This window comes from Roseibium sp. M-1, from assembly GCF_054515675.1.
On sequence record NZ_CM137257.1, the window covers coordinates 3,611,941 to 3,629,917 of the forward strand.

Consider the following 17,977-nt stretch of genomic DNA (forward strand, 5'->3'; position numbering starts at 1 on the left):
GTTCAAACACGATGACTACAATAGGTTTTCTCGGCGCTGGCCGAATGGGGGCGGCGCTTGTCGCTACATTGCTCGAGGCCGGCCACCCAGTGCATGTCTGGAACAGAACTGCCGAGAAGACCGAGGCCCTCGCGGCCCTTGGAGCGCGGCCGGAACTCACTCCCGAGGCTGCTGTCGCAGCGGCGGATATCGTCATGGTCAGCTTACTGGACTACATCGCAAGCGACGCGTTGTTTCAGAGGCCCGAGGTCACCGCGGCCCTCAAGGGCAAGCTGCTGGTGCAACTCACCTCCGGTTCACCGAAGACGGCGCGCGACACCGGCTCATGGGCGACGGCCGAAGGGATCGACTATCTCGATGGAGCGATCATGGCGACGCCCAACTTCATCGGCGGGGTGGACACCCAAATCCTCTACAGTGGCGCGCGCGACAGCTACGATAGACACGCGGCCGTGCTTAGAGCGCTAGGCGGCAAGTCCACGTTCGTCGCCGAGGACTTCGGCGTCGCATCGGCGCTCGACAGTGCTTTGCTTGGTCAATTGTGGGGCACGCTGTTTGGCACACTTCAAGCGACTGCCATCGCTCGGGCCGAGGGCATAGCTCTGAACGACTACGCCGCATCTCTCAAACTCTTCCAGCCGGTGATCGAGGGCGCTGCAGCGGACCTGCTCAGCCGGGTGCGCGACGGCCGCGACCGGGGTGACGAGGCCACTCTCGCAACGATCGCAGCTCACAATACCGCGTTCCAGCATTTGAGACACATCGTTGCGGAACGCGGGCTTAGCCCAATGATCACCGACGCGTTTGATAGCTACCTCGCGGCGGCGATAACAAACGGGCACCCCGATGACGACTTCGCGATGCTTGCACGCTACATGGTCTCGCGATGACCGAGCCGCAGATCGCTGAGACGCGCACCGCAACGTGCTCTTGCGGCAGTTTTCGCTTGAAAGTTCGGGGAGCGCCAGAGCGGGTTTACGCCTGCGCGTGCCTGGAGTGTCAGAGAGCGACCGGGTCGGCGTTTGCCTATCGTGCCCTCTATAGCAGACAGGCGGTGGTCTTTGACGAAGGAGACAGGCGCCGGTTTCGGCGCATCACGGACGCCGGCATGTGGATGGACCAGATATTCTGCCCGGCCTGCGGAACGATCATCTACATGGAAGCCGAGGTCATCGAAGACAAGCTGGTGGTCTCCGTCGGCTGTTTTGGTGAACCAGACTTCGCTCCGCCAGCGTCGATCTTCTGGTCGAGGCGCCGTCACGACTGGTATCAGCCGGTCGAGGGCATCGCTCTTATAGATTAGCGACAAGGCGCCAGTCCACACGCGCCGGCTGCGGAGCCCAGCGTTGGATGGCCGACCGCGCCGGCGCAGCGCAAGCACCTGTGTATGAAGGCATCAGAGGGCTATGGCGTCGCTGTCGTTGTCATCATCATCTGGCGCGGCGTGCCAAATACCGGCGATAGTGCGATATGGCCACCGACTTCCACCGGACTACGCCCATGCAAAAGAACAGGAGATAGCAGGCGAGCGAAAAAGTGTAGAAACCGTGATGTTACGGCGGTGGAAGAAGTTCGAATCTCTTCGAGTTGAGTGGTTGGTTTCTACTCAACCGGCAAGTGCCATATTTCATTTGGTTTGGCATGGGCCATTTCACCCCAGATCTATTTGGCTTGCGAACGCAGAACGCTGCTGCATTGCGCTGCACGCGTTTCGGCCAGCACGCGGGCCCGGCCATGTTTCATGGCATACTCGGCGGTCCCTCCCATGCTGGACACAGCGGTCCATACGGCCTTAGTTACTCATCCGGGCAGACCGAAGGTTTTCCTCTCCTGACCACGCTGGAACGATATGCAACCGCAACAATGCAGGCACTTGCTACGTTGGCACACACGCTTGCCAGGACGGGCAGCGTGTAGCTTTGGGTGAGATCAAACGCGAGGCCGGCAGCGCTCGGACCAGCCAGCGTTCCAAATGCGACGCTGGTGTAAAGGACCCCGATGATCCCGCTGACGTTTCGCCCGCCAAAATCGTCCATCACTACGGCTGGAAGCAGCGCCACCCAGCCTCCATAGAACAGTCCGTACATCAGCGCGAACATGGTGAGTTGCCATGCCTGTGTGGATAGTGCCCAAACACCCATGGCGAATGCCATGCCGACGAACATCACCAATAGCGACGCCTGTCGCCCGAGCCGATCCGCCAGGCCCCCGAGAAGGAAGCGTCCCGCGGTGCTGCCGATACCGATTGCTCCAAAGATCAACACGGCGGAAGATTGCGGAATGCCCTGATCAATGGCGTATGGCACAAGATGGGCGAACGGAACAAACACCCCGAACGAGCAGAACAGACAGGCGACATAGAGCGCGATAAAACGCGGCGACCGGATCGCCTGACCAATCGAAACGCCCTTCGGCAGGGTGGGCTCCTGTAGGGGCACGATTTGATCGCCGTCCGGCGCGAGTCTGCGATCACGAGGATCATCGACGATCAGGGCGGACATGCCGGCGCCGATCGTCGCGGCAAGGCCGCCAAGCAGAATGTAGCTTGCGCGCCAATCCAGAAGGTCAATCAGCCAGGAAGCGAGCGGCGGCATGACGAGCGTTCCAACACCTATCCCGCTCACTGCAATTCCTGATGCGAAGCCTCGACGACGCGTAAACCATCGCTGCACGGTGCCGAGCACTGGCACATAGGACAGCCCGACTCCGAGCCCGACGCCAAGACCGTATGCCAGGTAGACCTCCATCAAGCTGCGAGCCGCGCCCGCCAAGGCCAGTCCCGTCCCGAGAAGGATCATGCCAACGATAGCCAGGGTGCGTGAGCCAATCCGGTCGGCGAGCGGCCCGCTGATCACACCAATGCTGAAATACAGAAACCCGGCCAGCGAAAATACAAGCGAGGTCGAGCCCCTTGAGGCCGAAAACTCCCTTTGAAGCGGCTCGAAGAAGGCGCTGAAAGTATAGGCACTGCCGAAACCAAGCAGGGTTACGGTGAAAGCGGCGGCAACAACGAACCAGCCGTAGAAAATGCCGGAACGGGAACCGATGGATGTGCTGCTCATGATGGCTCTCCGTCAGGCGGTCGGGTGACGGCGATGCCAGCTGGTAACCTCCTGGAAAGTAACGCCGGCGCGAAGCAATGTCGGCTCACCCAGATGCGCAGCCACCAACTGGAACGCGATCGGCAGTCCGGTATCGGTGTAGCCGCCAGGCAGCGTGATCGTGGGATTGCCTGTCATGTTGAAGGGGCAGGTGTAGCGCTGGAGCTTAAAGATGAGGTCGGGCTGCGTTCCGAGAGAATGTATCGTCTCGAGACTGAGTGGGCCGAAGGGATGCACCGGCGTAAGCAGGAGGTCGATCGTGCCGAACAAGGCGGCCATCCTGCCTCGCAGATCCAAGCGCCGCAGCAGGATTTTCTGGTAGTCCGTACCGGAGAGTGCACGGCCGTCTTCAACGACCGATGCCAACACAGGACCGTATTCCGATTTGCGCAGCGGATAGGTTGCTTCGTGAGCGACTGCTGCCTCGACCGCGCAATTGAGAGTCCAATCGGTGATTGCTTGCGTCACATCGGGACAGGTGACCTCCACGATCGTGGCACCCATCGAGCGAAAGACGTTCTCCGCCTCGGAGAGCACTGCCTTGACGGCTGGATCGACATCGTTGCCGTTCCAGCCAGGGTCGATGCCGACGCGCAGCGCGCCCACACCTTGACCGACCAGACCGGCATAGTCAGGCACGGGATCAAACAGCGCAGTCGGGTCTCTCGGGTCATAGCCAGCGATAGCCGCCAGAAGCAGAGCGCAGTCCTGCGCGCTGCGCGCCATCGGGCCGACGTGGTCCAGGGTCGCGGCAAGCTCGAAAACGCCGTGGCGGCTGACGCGGCCCCAGGTTGGTTTCAGGCCTGTAAGACCGTTTGCCGCGCAAGGCCAGCGGATCGATCCCCCGGTATCGGAGGCGACCGCGCCGTAGCAGAGACCTGCAGCCGTGGCTGCACCCGCACCGCTCGACGAGATGCCGGGCCAATAGTCCGGGTTCCAAGGGTTTTTCGGCGGGATGACGGACGGATGATGATCCGAATAGGCACCCTCTGTCAGTTGAAGTTTGCCGAGGATGATAGCGCCGGCCTCCCTGAGGCGGTGCACAACCGTTGCGTTTTCAGATGGACGAAAATTCCGGTGTATCGACATTCCTGCAGCGGTCGGATGGCCTTCAACCCAGCATAGGTCCTTCACCGCGAGCGGCACGCCGTGCAACGGTCCGCGATAGCGGCCATCCTTGATTTCCGCTTCCGCCAGCTTCGCCTGAGCCAGCGCATCATCCGCTGTGACGAGAGCGTAGGCATTCAGCGAACGATTTAGCCGGGAGATACGTTCGAGCAGCGTGTGCGTTATGTCCACCGGCGATGCGGTACCCGCGTTCAGGCGTGCGGCAAGTTCGGCGAGTTCAAGGTAGTGAGGGGCGGCGGTCAGTACGTTCATGTCAATCTCTCTTGCTCGGATTCGGCTTGGCTCATCCAAATGCAGGTGGGTGCGCTCACCAACATCACCTTTTATCTTTGCGTCAGGTGGACTAAATTCATTGACTGACGAATAAGAGGCGTTTCTCTAAGAAAGCCTGTATGATCTCAATGCACAAACTAGATATTCTCCGCCTTTCGAATTAGGAAATCTAAATGATTTCGGGTAAGCTTCCTCCACTCAACGCACTGCGCGCCTTTGAGGCCACTGCCCGACATTTGTCGGTGAAGAATGCTGCCGCTGAGTTGTGCGTGACACCAGGCGCGGTCAGCCAGATGCTCAAAACCCTGGAATTGCATCTAGGGACGAAGTTGTTTCACCGCGTCAATCGAGGCATCCTCCTAACCGAAGCGGGGCAGAATTACCTTCCGCCGATCCGCAACGCCTTCAGGCAGGTGGTCGAGGCGACGCAGCGCATCGCGACCGCGGCGGACTCGACTCTGACCGTGAGTGTCACACCCTTCTTTGCCGCAACGTGGCTCGTCCCGCGCCTAAAGCGATTTCAGGACGCTCACCCGGACATTGACCTGCGGGTCCTTACCAGCAGCGCCCTCGCGAATTTCTCCCGTGACGGTGTGGATGTTGCCGTCCGTCATGGTCTCGGCCGATATCCAGGGCTCCATAGCCACCGGGTCCTTGTGGTGGAAATCGTGCCGGTGGCAGCCCCCTCGCTCGTGGACGAAAGAGGCAGGCCAACCTCCGCTACTGACTTGATCCACTGGCCTCATATTCACGATGCCGAGCGAAAGGGCTGGCATCTTTGGTTCCAAGCGCAGGGCGTTGAGAACATCCCAGCGCCTCGCGGTCCGTCGTTCGACGACTCAAGTCTCCTCCTCAAAGCCGTGCTGAGTGGGCAAGGCGCAGGCCTTTTGCCCGCTGCAATGATTGAGACGGAGCTTAAGGAGGGCCGCCTCATGCGGCTTGCAGATACAGCCCTCCTCGATGAATTTGCCTACTATCTCGTCTATCCTGCAACGAGCCACATCCAACCGAAGATCGCCGCGTTCAGGTCTTGGATACTCAAAGAAACCACATACTGATGTATGGGATGCTGCCGTCGGCTCGACACTCGTGACCTTCGATGACCACGATAGACTCGAATTCTCGCCCAGCCTCAGCGAGCAAGCGCGCACCCAACTGCGCTCGCATTGTCCCGTCGCGCTGACGGATCAGCACTGCCGACGGCTCGCCTGCCACAGCGCGCGAGCAGGGTCAATGGGAGAAGAACCAACCGAAACACGTCATATTTTCAAGAGCTTCCAGCCGGTTCTCAAGCCTCATATTAGAGCGCTATAGCGTAGACATAGTTCTCATCTTCGCCCGGCGCGGCACGCCAGATTCATATCAACAAAACAACCACTTAGCAAGGAACACCCACTTCGGTTTGGGTGACACTCCGGCGTACGGAAGCAATACGGAAGCAGCAAAGATCCTTTCATAGCGCGCTTTATCGCACTCGCTTCGGCTTGAGCCCACTCAGGGCTACGCGCCAATTCCTAATCTGAGGGTCACGCGTTCGAATCGCGCCGGGCTCACCAGATTTTTCAATGAGTTATCTAATCTGCACCGTTTCAGCTGGAAGAACCGAAACGGTTTTTGAAACGGGTTTCGTTAATTGAAAGCCTCGAAACAGTCTGTTACCCGTATCTCTGGCCGGACAATCATAATGCAATCGCTTATCAATGCCTGGCTGGGTCTTTATGCTCCCGGACCTAGGTCACAGAAGCACTACAGACGCGGCCCGTGTACGGACAACGGCTTCATCGAAAAGCTCTGGCTCCCATTGAAGCAGGAAGCGGTTCATCTGGAGGACCTGATTGACGGCTTCAATGCATATCGCGTTATCACGGACTGAATAGATGGAGTGGTTGCCGCTCTACCCACCCGACGGGCTCTTTTGGAGGATCGTCGGGTTAAGTCCAATGGGTGGAGAGGAAGGCGAACATGACCAAAGAGACGATGTTCAGGATCAAAAATCCCAGTCCTCATCTTCCGTCGCAACAGCCTTGCCGATGACATAGGACGACCCGGAGCCCGAGAAGAAGTCGTGGTTTTCGTCGGCGTTGGGTGAAAGCGACGCCATGATAGCCGGGTTCACCTGGCAGACGCTGTCTGGAAACAGGGCCTCGTAGCCGAGATTCATGAGGGCCTTGTTGGCGTTGTAGTGGAGGAAATGCTTGACGTCCTCGGTGAGGCCGACGCCGTCATAGAGGCTTTCCGTGTAGCGGCTCTCGATCTCGTAGAGATCGAACATCAGGGCAAAGGCGAAATCCTTGATCTCCTGCCGCTCGGCCTCCCCTGCCTTCTCCAGCATGCGCTGGAACTTGTAGCCGATGTAATAACCGTGCACCGCCTCGTCGCGGATGATCAGCCGGATGAGATCGGCCGTGTTGGTGAGTTTTGCCCGGCTAGACCAGTGCATCGGCAGGTAGAAGCCGGAATAGAACAGGAAGCTCTCCAGAAAGACGCTGGCGATCTTCTTTTTCAGCGGCGACGACGCGGCGTCGTATTCGTTCAGGATCAGCCGGGATTTTGCCTGAAGGAACTCGTTCTCCTCCGACCAGCGGAAGGCCTCGTCGACATCCGCCGTGCGGCAGAGCGTGGAAAAGACCGACGAATAGCTGCGGGCATGCACCGCTTCCATGAAGGCGATGTTGGTGAGCACCGCCTCTTCATGCGGGGTCAGGGCGTCTGCCATCAGGGCCGGTGCGCCCACCGTGTTCTGGATGGTGTCCAAAAGCGTCAGGCCGGTGAAGACACGGATGGTCAGCTGCTGCTCGTCCTCGTGCAGGGTCGCCCAGCTCTGGATGTCGTTGGAGAGCGGCACCTTTTCCGGCAGCCAGAAATTCACTGTCAGACGGTTCCAGATTTCCAGGTCCTTGTCGTCCTGCAGCCGGTTCCAGTTGACGGCCTTCGGCACCTTCAGTGCAAGGCCGGAGACGGGGGTATGGATGGTCATGGGTCTCACTCCTCAAAGCGAACAGGACACGCAGCCCTGCACTTCCGTGCCCTCAAGGGCCATCTGGCGCAGGCGGATGTAGTAGATGGTCTTGATGCCCTTCTTCCAGGCATAGATCTGGGCGCGGTTGACGTCGCGCGTCGTTGCGCTGTCGCGGAAGAACAGGGTCAAAGACAGGCCCTGGTCGACATGCTCGGTCGCGGCCGCATAGGTGTCGATGATCTTTTCCGGACCGATCTCGTAGGCATCCCGGTAATAGTCGAGATTGTCGTTGGTCATGTAGGCGGCGGGATAATAGACGCGGCCGATCTTGCCCTCCTTGCGGATCTCGATCCTGGAAACGATCGGATGGATCGAGGATGTGGCGTTGTTGATGTAGCTGATCGACCCGGTCGGCGGCACGGCCTGAAGGTTGCGATTGTAGAGCCCGCCGGCCATGACGGATTCCTTCAGCGCCTGCCAGTCGGCTTGTGTCGGAACATCGATGCCGGCGTCCTGGAAAAGCTGCTTCACACGTTCGGTCTGCGGCTCCCACACCCGGTCGGTGTATTTGTCGAAGAAGCTGCCGTCCGCATAGCGGCTCTTCTCGAAGCCCTTGAAGCTTCTGCCGCGTTCCCGCGCCAGGGCATTGGAGGCGCGGATGCAGTGATAGGCGACCGCGCAGAAATACATGCTAGTGAAGTCGACACCTTCCTCCGAACCGTAGTGGATGCGTTCGCGGGCGAGATAACCGTGCAGGTTCATCTGGCCGAGGCCGATGGCGTGGCTTTCGTCGTTGCCGCGGCGCACGGAGGGTACGCTGTCGATGGCGCTCATGTCCGAGACCGCCGTCAGCGCACGGACAGCGGTTTCAACGGTCGCCCCCAGATCGCCGCCATCCATCGCCCTGGCGATGTTGAGAGAACCGAGATTGCAGGAGATGTCCGTACCGAGGTGAGCGTAAGAAAGATCCTCGTTGAACTCTGACGCCTCGTTGACCTGCAGGATCTCCGAGCACAGGTTCGACATGTTGATGCGCCCGTCGACCGGATTGGCACGGTTGGCCGTGTCCTCGAACAGGATATAGGGATAACCGCTCTCGAACTGGATTTCGGCGATGGTCTGGAAGAAACTGCGCGCCCGGATCTTCTTCTTGCGGATGCGCGGGTTGTCGACCATCTCGCGGTATTTCTCCGTCACGGATACTTGCGAGAAGGGCACGCCGTAGACCCGCTCGACGTCGTGCGGCGAGAACAGGTACATGTCCTCATCTTGCCTGGCGAGTTCGAAGGTGATGTCCGGAATGACGACGCCAAGCGACAGCGTCTTGATGCGGATCTTCTCGTCCGCGTTCTCCCGCTTGGTGTCGAGAAAGCGCAGGATGTCCGGGTGGTGGGCGTTGAGATAGACCGCGCCCGCGCCCTGGCGCGCGCCGAGCTGGTTGGCGTAGGAGAAGCTGTCTTCCAGCAGCTTCATCACCGGAATGACACCGGAGGACTGGTTCTCGATCCCCTTGATCGGTGCCCCCGCCTCGCGGATGTTGGTGAGAAGCAGGGCCACCCCACCGCCGCGCTTGGAGAGCTGCAGCGCGGAATTGATACCGCGGCCGATGGATTCCATGTTGTCTTCAAGGCGCAGCAGGAAGCAGGAGATCAGCTCGCCGCGCTGCTTCTTGCCGGCGTTCAGGAAGGTCGGCGTCGCCGGCTGGAACCGGCCGGATATGATCTCGTCCATCAGCCGCATGGCGAGATCCTCGTCACCCGCCGCCAGCGTCAGCGATACCATCACCACGCGGTCCTCAAACCGTTCCAGGTAGCGCTTGCCGTCGAAGGTCTTCAGCGTGTAGCTGGTGTAGTACTTGAAGGCACCGAGGAAGGCCGGAAAACGGAACTTGCGGGCATAGGCGGCTTCGAAGATCGCCTTGACGAAGGCCGCGTCGTATTGCTCCAGCACCTCGTTCTCGTAGTAGCCCTCGCGCACCAGATAACCGAGTTTTTCCTCCAGCGAATGAAAGAACACCGTGTTCTGGTTGACGTGCTGGAGGAAATACTGGCGCGCCGCCTGACGGTCGGCGTCAAACTGTATCCTGCCATCCGCGTCATAAAGGTTCAGCATCGCGTTGAGGGCGTGATAGTCGAGATTTGCCGCCGTGCTTGCCGGGCGGTCTAGGACTGTCGTTTCCAAAATTCTGTCATCCCGTGTTGGACGCGGTAGAGATCGGTCTCGGTTCCCGCAAGCTCGAAGCGGTAGAGCAGCGGGACGCAGCATTTCTTCGACACGACATCTCCGGCATAGGCAAAAAAGCTCCCGAAGTTGCGGTTGCCGGAGGCAATGACACCTGTCAGGAAGGATCGCGTCGGCGCATCGTTCAGGAAGCGGATCACCTGGCCGTGCACTGCACCCCGTCCCTCTCCATCCGCAAAGGTCGGCAGGATCAGGATGAAGGGCGCGTGGACAACAGGAAGCGCTTCCGACTTGTTCCGCGGGATGCGGAGCGCCGGGCTTCCGAGTTTTTCGATGAACCGTTGCGTGTTTCCCGAGGCACTCGAAAAATAGACGAGCCGGGTCAAGGCCCTAGCTCAGAGCCGCGATCTTGTCCGGGCGGAACCCGGCCCAATGATCACCGCTGACTTCCACGACCGGCACCTGTTTGTAGCCAAGGGACTGGACGTGCTCGAAAGCATCCGCATCTTCGCTGAGATCGATGATGATGTATTCGACGCCGCGCTGGTCGAGCGCGCGGTAGGTGGCGTTGCACTGAACACAGGACGGCTTGCTGTAAACGGTGACGGTCATGTCTCTTGCACCCCGAAGAAGTTTCCAGATTGTGGACGGCTGGAGGCACGAGAGAGCATGTGGGAGGCACATGCCTTCAAGCGTCGCCCGGACCCGCCGTCCGCTGACGTTGTTCATTCAAGGCAGGTCTCCTGGCTCACGGGTCGAAGCCCTGTCATCCGCCTTCCCGGGATATCCCAGTGGTCATTGGATGACGGCTCGCCGTTCACAGTTGCGGGGGCAGCGCCGGATTTGCCTTTGGCAAAGCGCACCGGCTTCCCTCTTAGCCGGCAATTCAAAAGAATCACCAGACCCTGAATACCAGATACAGTATGGGGGACAGCTCTGAAGTCAATATGAAGCGTATCTGACGCGGAAATCGAGCGGGGAAAATCTCTGCCCCGCAAGCCTTTCCGTCGATTTCCGGCAGGCTGCGGACCTTGTTGGCGGCCGGCCGTTCCGGCAAACCGATTCTCTCCCGGTGAGAGCGTTAAGTGTGTGCATCCATATGCGCATGATCGTGTCTGCGGCCGGGGGGCTGTGTAGAGAAGTTTTCCCGTCCTCCTTGCCGAATCCGGCTGCGAGACGGTATCCGTCACGCCGACGGCGAGCCCGGTGAGACTTTCGAGGGGCCGGCCGGCGGTTTGACATCGACGCTCCGGCCTGTCACTCAACGCCGGGAAACCGGGCTGACGCCCATTTCACTGACCTTGAGGCCGCCGCTGCGGCCGCTGGCAATGCTGGATTCGGATTATCATGATCGAGACGCCCTACTACCTGATCGACAAGGCCGGCCTGCTCCGCAATCTGGAGAAGATTGCCTATGTCAGGGAGCGCTCGGGGGCCAAAGCCCTGCTCGCGCTGAAGTGTTTTGCCACCTGGTGTGTGTTCGATTTCATGCGCGACTACATGGATGGCACGACCTCGTCGTCGCTGAACGAAGTCCGTCTCGGTCACGAACGCTTCGGCAAGGAAACCCACGCCTATTCGGTCGCCTATGCGGATTACGAGATCGACGAGGTGATTTCCCACGCCGACAAGATCATCTTCAATTCTATCGGCCAGCTGGAACGGTTCGCCGGCAAGGCTGACGGCATCGTGCGCGGCCTGCGCCTCAACCCGCAGGTCAGCTCCTCCAGCTTCGACCTTGCCGATCCCGCCCGCCCGTTCTCGCGTCTGGGCGAATGGGACGTTGCGAAGGTGGAAAGGGTCATGGACCAGATCAGCGGCTTCATGATCCACAACAACTGCGAGAACCGGGATTTTCCGCTGTTCGATCGCATGCTCGGCGATATCGAAGAAAAATTCGGCACCCTGCTGAAACGCGCGGAGTGGGTGAGCCTCGGCGGCGGCATCCACTTCACCGGCGACGACTATCCGCTCGATCTCTTCGCCGATCGGTTGAAGGCGTTCTCTGAAACCTATGGCGTTCAGGTCTATCTGGAGCCGGGCGAAGCATCGATCACCAGATCGACCACGCTGGAGACGACGGTGCTCGACACGCTGTTCAACGGCAAGAACCTTGCCATCGTCGACGCCTCCATCGAGGCGCACATGCTCGATCTGCTGATCTACCGCGAAACAGCCAAGGTGGCGCCGGATGAAGGTCCGCACCGCTACATGGTCTGCGGCAAGTCGTGCCTTGCGGGCGATATTTTCGGCGAGTTCAGCTTCCCGTCAGATCTCAAGACCGGCGACCGTGTCTCCATCCAGGATGCAGCCGGTTACACTATGGTCAAAAAGAACTGGTTCAACGGTGTGAAGATGCCGGCGATCGCGGTTCGGGAGCTGGACGGTTCGATCACGACCGTCCGCGAATTCAGCTACGAGGATTACGAAAGAAGTCTGTCCTGAGGCTTGACGTCCAAACACCCCCAGGTTCCAAGGAAGGTTTACGGGTCAAATGAAAAAGAATGTTCTCATCATCGGCGCCGGAGGTGTCGCTCAGGTGGTGGCGCATAAATGCGCTCAGAACAACGATGTTCTCGGCGATATCCATATCGCCTCGCGTACGAAGTCCAAATGCGACGCCATCATCGCAACGGTTCACGAGAAGAACGCGCTGAAGCAGCCGGGCGTTCTGCAGGCGCATGAACTGAACGCCCTCGATATCGAGGCGACCGCGGATCTGATTGCGAAGACGAATTCCCAGATCGTCATCAATGTGGGCACGGCCTTTCTCAACATGTCCGTCTTGAGCGCCTGCCTCAAGACCGGTGCTGCCTATATCGATACGGCCATCCACGAGGAGCCGGGCAAGATCTGCGAGACCCCGCCCTGGTATGCGAACTACGAGTGGAAGCGCGCGCAGGAATGCGAGAAGGCGGGCGTCACCGCGATCCTCGGCGCCGGTTTCGATCCGGGCGTCGTCAACGCCTATGCGCGCCTTGCCAAGGACGACTATCTCGACAAGGTCACCGAGGTCGACATCGTCGACATCAACGCGGGCAGCCACCAGCAGTATTTCGCCACCAACTTCGATCCGGAAATCAATTTCCGCGAGTTCACCGGCAGCGTCTTTTCCTGGCAGCAGGGCAAATGGCAGGAAAACCGGATGTTCGAGATCGGCAAGGAATACGACCTGCCCGTCGTCGGCAAGCGCATGGCGTATCTGTGCGGCCATGACGAGGTGCATTCGCTGGCCAGGAACATGGACGGCGCGGACGTGCGCTTCTGGATGGGGTTCGGCGAGCACTATATCAACGTCTTCACCGTCCTGAAGAATATCGGCCTCCTGTCCGAAAAGCCGGTGACCACCGCAGAGGGGCTGGAAGTGGTGCCGCTGAAGGTGGTCAAGGCCTGCCTGCCGGATCCCTCGTCGCTGGCGCCGGAATACGAGGGCAAGACCTGCATCGGCGATTTCGTCAAGGGCATCCGGGACGGCAAGGAGCACGAGGTGTTCATCTACAACGTTGCCGACCATGCGGAGGCCTACCGGGAAGTCGGCAGCCAGGGCATTTCCTATACGGCCGGTGTGCCGCCGGTTGCCGCGGCGATGCTGATCGCGACCGGCGAGTGGGACGTAAAGAAGATGGCGAACGTCGAAGAGCTGCCGCCGCATCCGTTCTTGCGGCTCCTGAACCGCATCGGCCTGCCGACCCGCATCAAGGATGCAAACGGCGACCGGGCGATCGAGTTCTGAGATCCGGCGGGCGGACGATCCGCCCGAACCCTTTACTCGAACGGAAACCGGCGGCAGGCGAAATTCCAGCCGCCGGTATCTTTGTTTGGCAGCTGGCAGTCCTGCAAAATCAGCTTCACGCTAATGGCGATCCTGCCGGAAATGGAATCAATTCCTGGCCGGGCAACGGCAATTCAGGCTCGCTTCCGGGTGACAGATTGTCCCCGCAAAGCGCGGGCGCGCCTCAAAGCCGGCCGGCTCGGCGATGGGCGTCTGAGAGCTGCGGAGCGAATTTATTTTCAGTCATTTCAATTTCTTGCGGATTTTCCGCCCCTTAGGCGGCTTCATATGCCATGCTTTCAGCGTGGAAAATGCAGGTCAGCTATGCAAATTTAAGAGTGCGATTCTTGGATTCCCTCATTGAAATCTTAACTTCGCTCCCGTATCTGTCCGGCAGATTAAATAACCATCACCCCGCACAAGAGTTGGGCATAGTAGGAGGTCGCCATGACCCGTGATGAGCTCATTCGCGAATACAAGGAACACAGCGGCTCCTGGCCGGCGCTGGTTGGCGTCTATGCTGTGCTTGTCGGCGCGATGGTTCTGTCCGGCTATCTGATGGTCGGCTGACCCTCCTCTGTGCCCGGTGCGTGCGCCGCGGCGCACTGGCTGGTTTGTCAAACACCCCCGAAGGTTTTCCTTCGGGGGTGTTTGCTTTTGACGGGTCTTCCAGCAGGTCAGACCTTGGCAGCTTCTCCGATCTGGTCCGTGCCGCGTTCTTCCAGAAGCGTCGTCAGCCAGTTCGGGTCCATCTCCGGAACCGAGGACAGAAGCAGGTCCGTATAGGGGTGATGCGGCGGGGTGAACATCTCGTCCTTCGGTCCCTGCTCCACCACCTTGCCTCGTTGCATCACCACCACCTCGTCGGCAATCGAACGCACCGTCGCAAGGTCATGAGTGATGAACATGTAGGCAAGGTTGAACTCCTGCTGCAGCCGGTCGAGCAGCTTCAGGATGCCTTCCGCGACCAGCTGGTCGAGCGCGCTCGTCACCTCATCGCAGATGATGAAGGCGGGATCGGCCGCCAGCGCCCGGGCGATGCCCACGCGCTGCTTCTGGCCGCCCGAGAGCTCCGGCGGATAGCGGTTGTAGAATTTCGACGGGTCGAGTTCGATCAGATCGAGCAGTTCGTCCACCCGGCTCTTGAGTTCCGCACCGCGCAGGCCGCCATAGAATTGTGCCGGCCGGCCGATGATCTCGCTGATCCTGATCTTCGGGTTCAGCGCGGTGTCGGCCATCTGGTAGATCATCTGCGCCTGGCGCAGCTGGTCCTTGGACCGGTCGGTGTATTTGGCCGGCAGCGGCTGACCCTTGAACAGGATCTTGCCCTTGGTCGGCGGCAGCAGGCCGGTGATGCAACGGGCCGTCGTCGACTTGCCGGAGCCCGATTCCCCCACCACGGCAACCGTCATGCCGGGATAGATGTCGAAGGAGACATCGTCCAGCACCTTGGTCTTGCCGTAGGCCGCATCGATCCCCTGCACGGAGATGATCGGCACGGCGTCGGCCCCTTTCGGCCGATGCTTTTGCGGCCGCTGGAAGCTGCGCACGGCCCACAGGCTCTTGGTATAGTCTTCCTTGGGCGAACCGAGCATCTGCGCCGTCGGCGCTTCTTCCACTTCCTCGCCCTTCAGCAGCACCTTGATCGTGTCCGCCATCTGCGCCACCACAGCAAGGTCGTGGGTGATGTAGATCGCGGCGGTGTTGAACTGATCGACGATATCGCGGATGGCCGCCAGCACCTCGATCTGGGTGGTCACGTCCAGCGCCGTCGTCGGCTCGTCGAAGATGATCAGGTCCGGCCGGCAGGCCATGGCCATGGCGGTCATGGCACGCTGAAGCTGGCCGCCCGAGACCTGGTGCGGATAGCGGAAGCCAATCTCACTCGGATTGGGCAGGCGCAGCCGCTCATAGAGCTGCATCGCGTCTTCCTGTGCCTCGACCCGCTTCGAGATGCGGTACTGGATCGGCGCTTCCGTATGCTGGTCGATGATCTTGTGAGCCGGATTGAAGGACGCGGCAGCCGACTGGGCCACATAGGCGATGCGCGAGCCGCGCAGCGCCCTCAGGTCGCTTTCGGGTGTCGTCGTCAGTTCCATGCCGTCGAACTCGATCGACCCGCCCGAGATGCGGCAGCCGTCGCGTGCAAAGCCCATCGACGCCAGGCCGATGGTCGACTTGCCCGCACCGGATTCCCCGATCAGGCCCAGGACCTCACCCTTGTGCAGGGTGAGGTTGACGCCATGAACGATCTCGGTCCACTTTTCGTCCGAATAGCCTTCGATCCGAAGGTCCGTGACCCGAAGCAGAACGTCTTTTTTCGGAACCATTCTTACATCTCCTTCAGGCCGGAGGACCGGAACAGCATCCAGTCGACAACGAAGTTCACCGCGACCGTCAGGAGCGCGATGGCGGCGGCCGGGATGAGCGGTGTCATTTCACCAAAGGAAATCAGCGTCGCATTCTCGCGCACCATCGAGCCCCAGTCCGCAGTCGGCGGCTGGATGCCGAGACCAAGGAACGAAAGTCCGGCGATGAGCAGGAACACGAAGCAGAATTCCAGACCGAATTCGGCGATCAGCGGTGCGGTTGAATTGGGCAGGATTTCCCGCCGGATCAGGTACCAGGTGCCTTCACCGCGCAGTTTCGCCGCCTCGATATAGTCCATCACCACGACGTTGCCGGCCACCGCCCGTGTGAGGCGGAAGACGCGGGGTGCGTAGATGATGGCAACCACGATCACGATCACGAAGAGGCTGGTGCCGAAGATGCTGAGCATGAGCAGCGAGAAGATCAGCGAGGGCACCGACATGATGACGTCGGCGAAGCGGCCCATGAACTGGTCGAACCAGCCGCCTTTCGTCGCCGCCAGAAGCCCGGCGAGCGCGCCCATGACAAAAGCCAGCAACGTTGCGAGCAGCGCCAGGCCGACCGAGTTGCGCGCGCCGTAGATAAGACGGCTGAACATGTCCCGGCCGAGCTGATCTGCCCCAAGCAGCATGTTCTCGTCCGCCGGCGCGAACGCCGATGCGATCACCTCCGCCTCGCCGTGCGGGGCGATGATCGGGGCGAAGATGCCCGCGATGGCATAGGTGAAGATCACGAACATGCCGAAGGAGGCCGTGAGAGGTGCCGTCCTGAGTTCCTTCGCGACGCTTTGCGGCGTGATGATGATCAAGAACTCGCGGAAGGCGTAGGACGTGCCGGCGGCAAGCGCCAGGATGCCCGCGGCGGTGGTGACGAAGCGCAGCGCAGGAACGCCGCCGATGATCCCCATGACGAAGGACGCCAATGTCAGGGAGAAGATCAGGATGAAGATATTGCGCTTCTTGTAAAAGGCTGCCAGGCACGAGGCCCCAATGAGCAGCGCGTAATATCCGATGACGAATGTACTCATGTCGCTGCCCTCACTTCGGGTGCCGCAGGCGCGGATTGGTCAGGATCGCGCCGACATCCGCTGCCAGATTGAGCAGGATGAAGGTCGCCGCGAAGATGAGGCAGCAGGCCTGCACGATCGGGAAATCACGCTTGGCAACTGCGTCCACCAGGAGCTGGCCGATGCCGGGATAGACAAAGACCACCTCCACCAGGACCACACCGGTGATGAGGTAGGCGAGGTTGAGGGCCACGACGTTGATGATCGGGGCCCAGGCATTCGGCAGGGCGTGCTTGACGATCACCTTCCAGGGCGGAACGCCCTTCAGCCGCGCCATCTCGATATAGGGCGAGGCCAGAAGGTTGATGATCGCCGCGCGCGTCATGCGCATCATGTGCGCCGTCACCACCAGAACCAGGGTGAGTGCGGGCAGGAACGTCCGGTGGAGCAGATCACCGAAACTCATGTCGGCGCTAAGGCTTGCAATCGCCGGAAAATAGTTTGTCTTGACCGCCAGATAGAGGATCAGGATGTAGCCGAGAAAGAATTCCGGAGAGGAAATCGAGGTCAGCGTGACGACGTTGGCGACCCGGTCGAAGAGCGTGTTGCGCAACAGCGCCACGATCACGCCGAGGATGATGGAGATCGGCACCGCAATGACGGCGGCATAGGTCGCCAGGAAGAGCGTATTGACGAAGCGTCCGCTGATCGCGGCGCTGACCCGCTCGCCTGAAACGAGCGATACGCCGAAATCACCGGTCAGGGCGCCGCCGAGCCAGGTGAAATAGCGGAAGATGGCCGGTTGATCGAGGCCGAGTTTGGTACGCAGGGCCGCCACCGTCTCCGGTGTCGCCCCCTGGCCGAGAACCGCCTGGGCAATGTCGCCAGGCAGAAGTTCAACGGCAAAAAAGATCAGGATTGAGACCACGAACAGCGTGATCACACCCAAGCCCAGCCTTTTCAGGACCAGCCGTAGGATGTCCCCCATTTCTCCCTCCAGAATAGGAAAACCCGGCGCAGCGCCAGGATCTTTGGGGAAGCAGGTTTCGGGCGCGATCCGCACGCGGTTGCCGCCGGGACCGCGCGGACAGGAGAGGATCTTCGACCTCTTCTGACCCCGCATCCCGAACGGGAGACAACCGGCTTAAAACCACATCCAATTCCTAATTCCCCACAAACCCCGGAAC

At 60.2% G+C, this 17,977-nt stretch carries 16 protein-coding genes and 1 riboswitch; of the genes, 7 read left to right on the forward strand and 9 right to left on the reverse strand.

All coding sequences use genetic code 11. The features are described from left to right. The first annotated feature begins 11 nt into the window (after positions 1-11). Both ACX3M4_RS16285 and ACX3M4_RS16290 read left to right on the forward strand, forming a co-directional pair. Complete coding sequence (locus ACX3M4_RS16285; protein ID WP_459354050.1) at positions 12-890, forward strand: NAD(P)-dependent oxidoreductase; 879 nt, start codon at positions 12-14, stop codon at positions 888-890. Next, complete coding sequence (locus ACX3M4_RS16290) at positions 887-1,303, forward strand: GFA family protein (RefSeq protein WP_459354051.1); 417 nt, start codon at positions 887-889, stop codon at positions 1,301-1,303. The genes ACX3M4_RS16285 and ACX3M4_RS16290 overlap by 4 nt, the downstream gene beginning before the upstream one ends. A gap of 493 nt (positions 1,304-1,796) precedes the next feature. Here ACX3M4_RS16290 and ACX3M4_RS16295 read toward each other — a convergent pair whose 3' ends face one another. Continuing rightward, entirely contained in the window at positions 1,797-3,062 is a 1,266-nt protein-coding gene (locus ACX3M4_RS16295) for an MFS transporter (RefSeq protein ID WP_459354052.1), read from the reverse strand. 12 nt (positions 3,063-3,074) lie between these two features. After that, positions 3,075-4,481, reverse strand: a complete 1,407-nt coding sequence (locus ACX3M4_RS16300) for an amidase (protein WP_459354053.1) — start codon at positions 4,479-4,481, stop codon at positions 3,075-3,077. Positions 4,482-4,675: 194 nt separating this feature from the next. Between ACX3M4_RS16300 and gcvA the strand changes: the two genes are divergently transcribed. Both gcvA and ACX3M4_RS16310 read left to right on the forward strand, forming a co-directional pair. Next, on the forward strand, positions 4,676-5,560 hold the full coding sequence (gcvA, locus tag ACX3M4_RS16305) for a transcriptional regulator GcvA (RefSeq protein ID WP_459354054.1): 885 nt from the start codon (positions 4,676-4,678) through the stop codon (positions 5,558-5,560). A gap of 626 nt (positions 5,561-6,186) precedes the next feature. Next, entirely contained in the window at positions 6,187-6,375 is a 189-nt protein-coding gene (locus ACX3M4_RS16310; protein WP_459354055.1) for a hypothetical protein, read from the forward strand. A 114-nt stretch (positions 6,376-6,489) separates the two neighbouring features. On the opposite strand, the gene nrdF is transcribed toward ACX3M4_RS16310, so the two are convergent. Genes nrdF through nrdH form a run of 4 tightly spaced genes read right to left on the reverse strand, consistent with a single transcriptional unit; the run spans position 6,490 to position 10,254 of the window. Further along, positions 6,490-7,479 (reverse strand): class 1b ribonucleoside-diphosphate reductase subunit beta, encoded by a 990-nt coding sequence (gene nrdF, locus ACX3M4_RS16315; protein WP_459354056.1) that lies wholly within the window; start codon positions 7,477-7,479, stop codon positions 6,490-6,492. Between the two features lie 12 nt (positions 7,480-7,491). Then, positions 7,492-9,642: a class 1b ribonucleoside-diphosphate reductase subunit alpha gene (gene nrdE, locus ACX3M4_RS16320; protein WP_459354057.1), complete on the reverse strand. Its 2,151-nt coding sequence runs from the start codon at positions 9,640-9,642 to the stop codon at positions 7,492-7,494. Beyond that, positions 9,624-10,028: a class Ib ribonucleoside-diphosphate reductase assembly flavoprotein NrdI gene (gene nrdI, locus ACX3M4_RS16325; protein ID WP_459354058.1), complete on the reverse strand. Its 405-nt coding sequence runs from the start codon at positions 10,026-10,028 to the stop codon at positions 9,624-9,626. Before nrdI ends, nrdE begins: the two co-directional genes overlap by 19 nt. Positions 10,029-10,032: 4 nt before the next feature. Continuing rightward, positions 10,033-10,254 (reverse strand): glutaredoxin-like protein NrdH, encoded by a 222-nt coding sequence (gene nrdH / locus ACX3M4_RS16330; RefSeq protein WP_459354059.1) that lies wholly within the window; start codon positions 10,252-10,254, stop codon positions 10,033-10,035. 104 nt (positions 10,255-10,358) lie between these two features. Continuing rightward, positions 10,359-10,565, reverse strand: a riboswitch (cobalamin riboswitch). A gap of 424 nt (positions 10,566-10,989) precedes the next feature. On the opposite strand from nrdH, the gene ACX3M4_RS16335 reads away from it, so the two are divergent. The 3 genes from ACX3M4_RS16335 (at position 10,990) to ACX3M4_RS16345 (ending at position 13,984) form a co-directional block, all read left to right on the forward strand. Beyond that, positions 10,990-12,087: a carboxynorspermidine decarboxylase gene (locus ACX3M4_RS16335; protein ID WP_459354060.1), complete on the forward strand. Its 1,098-nt coding sequence runs from the start codon at positions 10,990-10,992 to the stop codon at positions 12,085-12,087. Positions 12,088-12,136: 49 nt separating this feature from the next. Further along, on the forward strand, positions 12,137-13,375 hold the full coding sequence (locus ACX3M4_RS16340) for a saccharopine dehydrogenase family protein (protein WP_459354061.1): 1,239 nt from the start codon (positions 12,137-12,139) through the stop codon (positions 13,373-13,375). Positions 13,376-13,861: 486 nt separating this feature from the next. Continuing rightward, positions 13,862-13,984, forward strand: coding sequence for a hypothetical protein (locus ACX3M4_RS16345; RefSeq protein ID WP_459354062.1), 123 nt, complete (start codon positions 13,862-13,864; stop codon positions 13,982-13,984). Positions 13,985-14,091: 107 nt separating this feature from the next. Here the strand turns inward: ACX3M4_RS16345 and ACX3M4_RS16350 are convergent, their stop codons facing one another. From ACX3M4_RS16350 to ACX3M4_RS16360, 3 genes are read right to left on the reverse strand one after another with little or no spacing between them, the layout of a single operon-like run. Further along, complete coding sequence (locus ACX3M4_RS16350) at positions 14,092-15,744, reverse strand: ABC transporter ATP-binding protein (protein WP_459354063.1); 1,653 nt, start codon at positions 15,742-15,744, stop codon at positions 14,092-14,094. A 2-nt stretch (positions 15,745-15,746) separates the two neighbouring features. Beyond that, positions 15,747-16,811 (reverse strand): ABC transporter permease, encoded by a 1,065-nt coding sequence (locus ACX3M4_RS16355; protein WP_459354064.1) that lies wholly within the window; start codon positions 16,809-16,811, stop codon positions 15,747-15,749. A 10-nt stretch (positions 16,812-16,821) separates the two neighbouring features. Continuing rightward, on the reverse strand, positions 16,822-17,778 hold the full coding sequence (locus tag ACX3M4_RS16360) for an ABC transporter permease (RefSeq protein ID WP_459354065.1): 957 nt from the start codon (positions 17,776-17,778) through the stop codon (positions 16,822-16,824). Positions 17,779-17,977: the final 199 nt, after the last annotated feature.

Excerpts from the sequence above, each read along its gene's own strand:
- ACX3M4_RS16285 (WP_459354050.1), top strand. The coding sequence starts at position 12 with ATGACTACAATAGGTTTTCTCGGCGCTGGCCGAATGGGGGCGGCGCTT.
- ACX3M4_RS16290 (WP_459354051.1), top strand. The coding sequence starts at position 887 with ATGACCGAGCCGCAGATCGCTGAGACGCGCACCGCAACGTGCTCTTGC.
- ACX3M4_RS16295 (WP_459354052.1), bottom strand. The coding sequence starts at position 3,062 with ATGAGCAGCACATCCATCGGTTCCCGTTCCGGCATTTTCTACGGCTGG.
- ACX3M4_RS16300 (WP_459354053.1), bottom strand. The coding sequence starts at position 4,481 with ATGAACGTACTGACCGCCGCCCCTCACTACCTTGAACTCGCCGAACTT.
- gcvA (WP_459354054.1), top strand. The coding sequence starts at position 4,676 with ATGATTTCGGGTAAGCTTCCTCCACTCAACGCACTGCGCGCCTTTGAG.
- ACX3M4_RS16310 (WP_459354055.1), top strand. The coding sequence starts at position 6,187 with ATGCAATCGCTTATCAATGCCTGGCTGGGTCTTTATGCTCCCGGACCT.
- nrdF (WP_459354056.1), bottom strand. The coding sequence starts at position 7,479 with ATGACCATCCATACCCCCGTCTCCGGCCTTGCACTGAAGGTGCCGAAG.
- nrdH (WP_459354059.1), bottom strand. The coding sequence starts at position 10,254 with ATGACCGTCACCGTTTACAGCAAGCCGTCCTGTGTTCAGTGCAACGCC.
- ACX3M4_RS16335 (WP_459354060.1), top strand. The coding sequence starts at position 10,990 with ATGATCGAGACGCCCTACTACCTGATCGACAAGGCCGGCCTGCTCCGC.
- ACX3M4_RS16340 (WP_459354061.1), top strand. The coding sequence starts at position 12,137 with ATGAAAAAGAATGTTCTCATCATCGGCGCCGGAGGTGTCGCTCAGGTG.
- ACX3M4_RS16345 (WP_459354062.1), top strand. The coding sequence starts at position 13,862 with ATGACCCGTGATGAGCTCATTCGCGAATACAAGGAACACAGCGGCTCC.
- ACX3M4_RS16350 (WP_459354063.1), bottom strand. The coding sequence starts at position 15,744 with ATGGTTCCGAAAAAAGACGTTCTGCTTCGGGTCACGGACCTTCGGATC.
- ACX3M4_RS16355 (WP_459354064.1), bottom strand. The coding sequence starts at position 16,811 with ATGAGTACATTCGTCATCGGATATTACGCGCTGCTCATTGGGGCCTCG.
- ACX3M4_RS16360 (WP_459354065.1), bottom strand. The coding sequence starts at position 17,778 with ATGGGGGACATCCTACGGCTGGTCCTGAAAAGGCTGGGCTTGGGTGTG.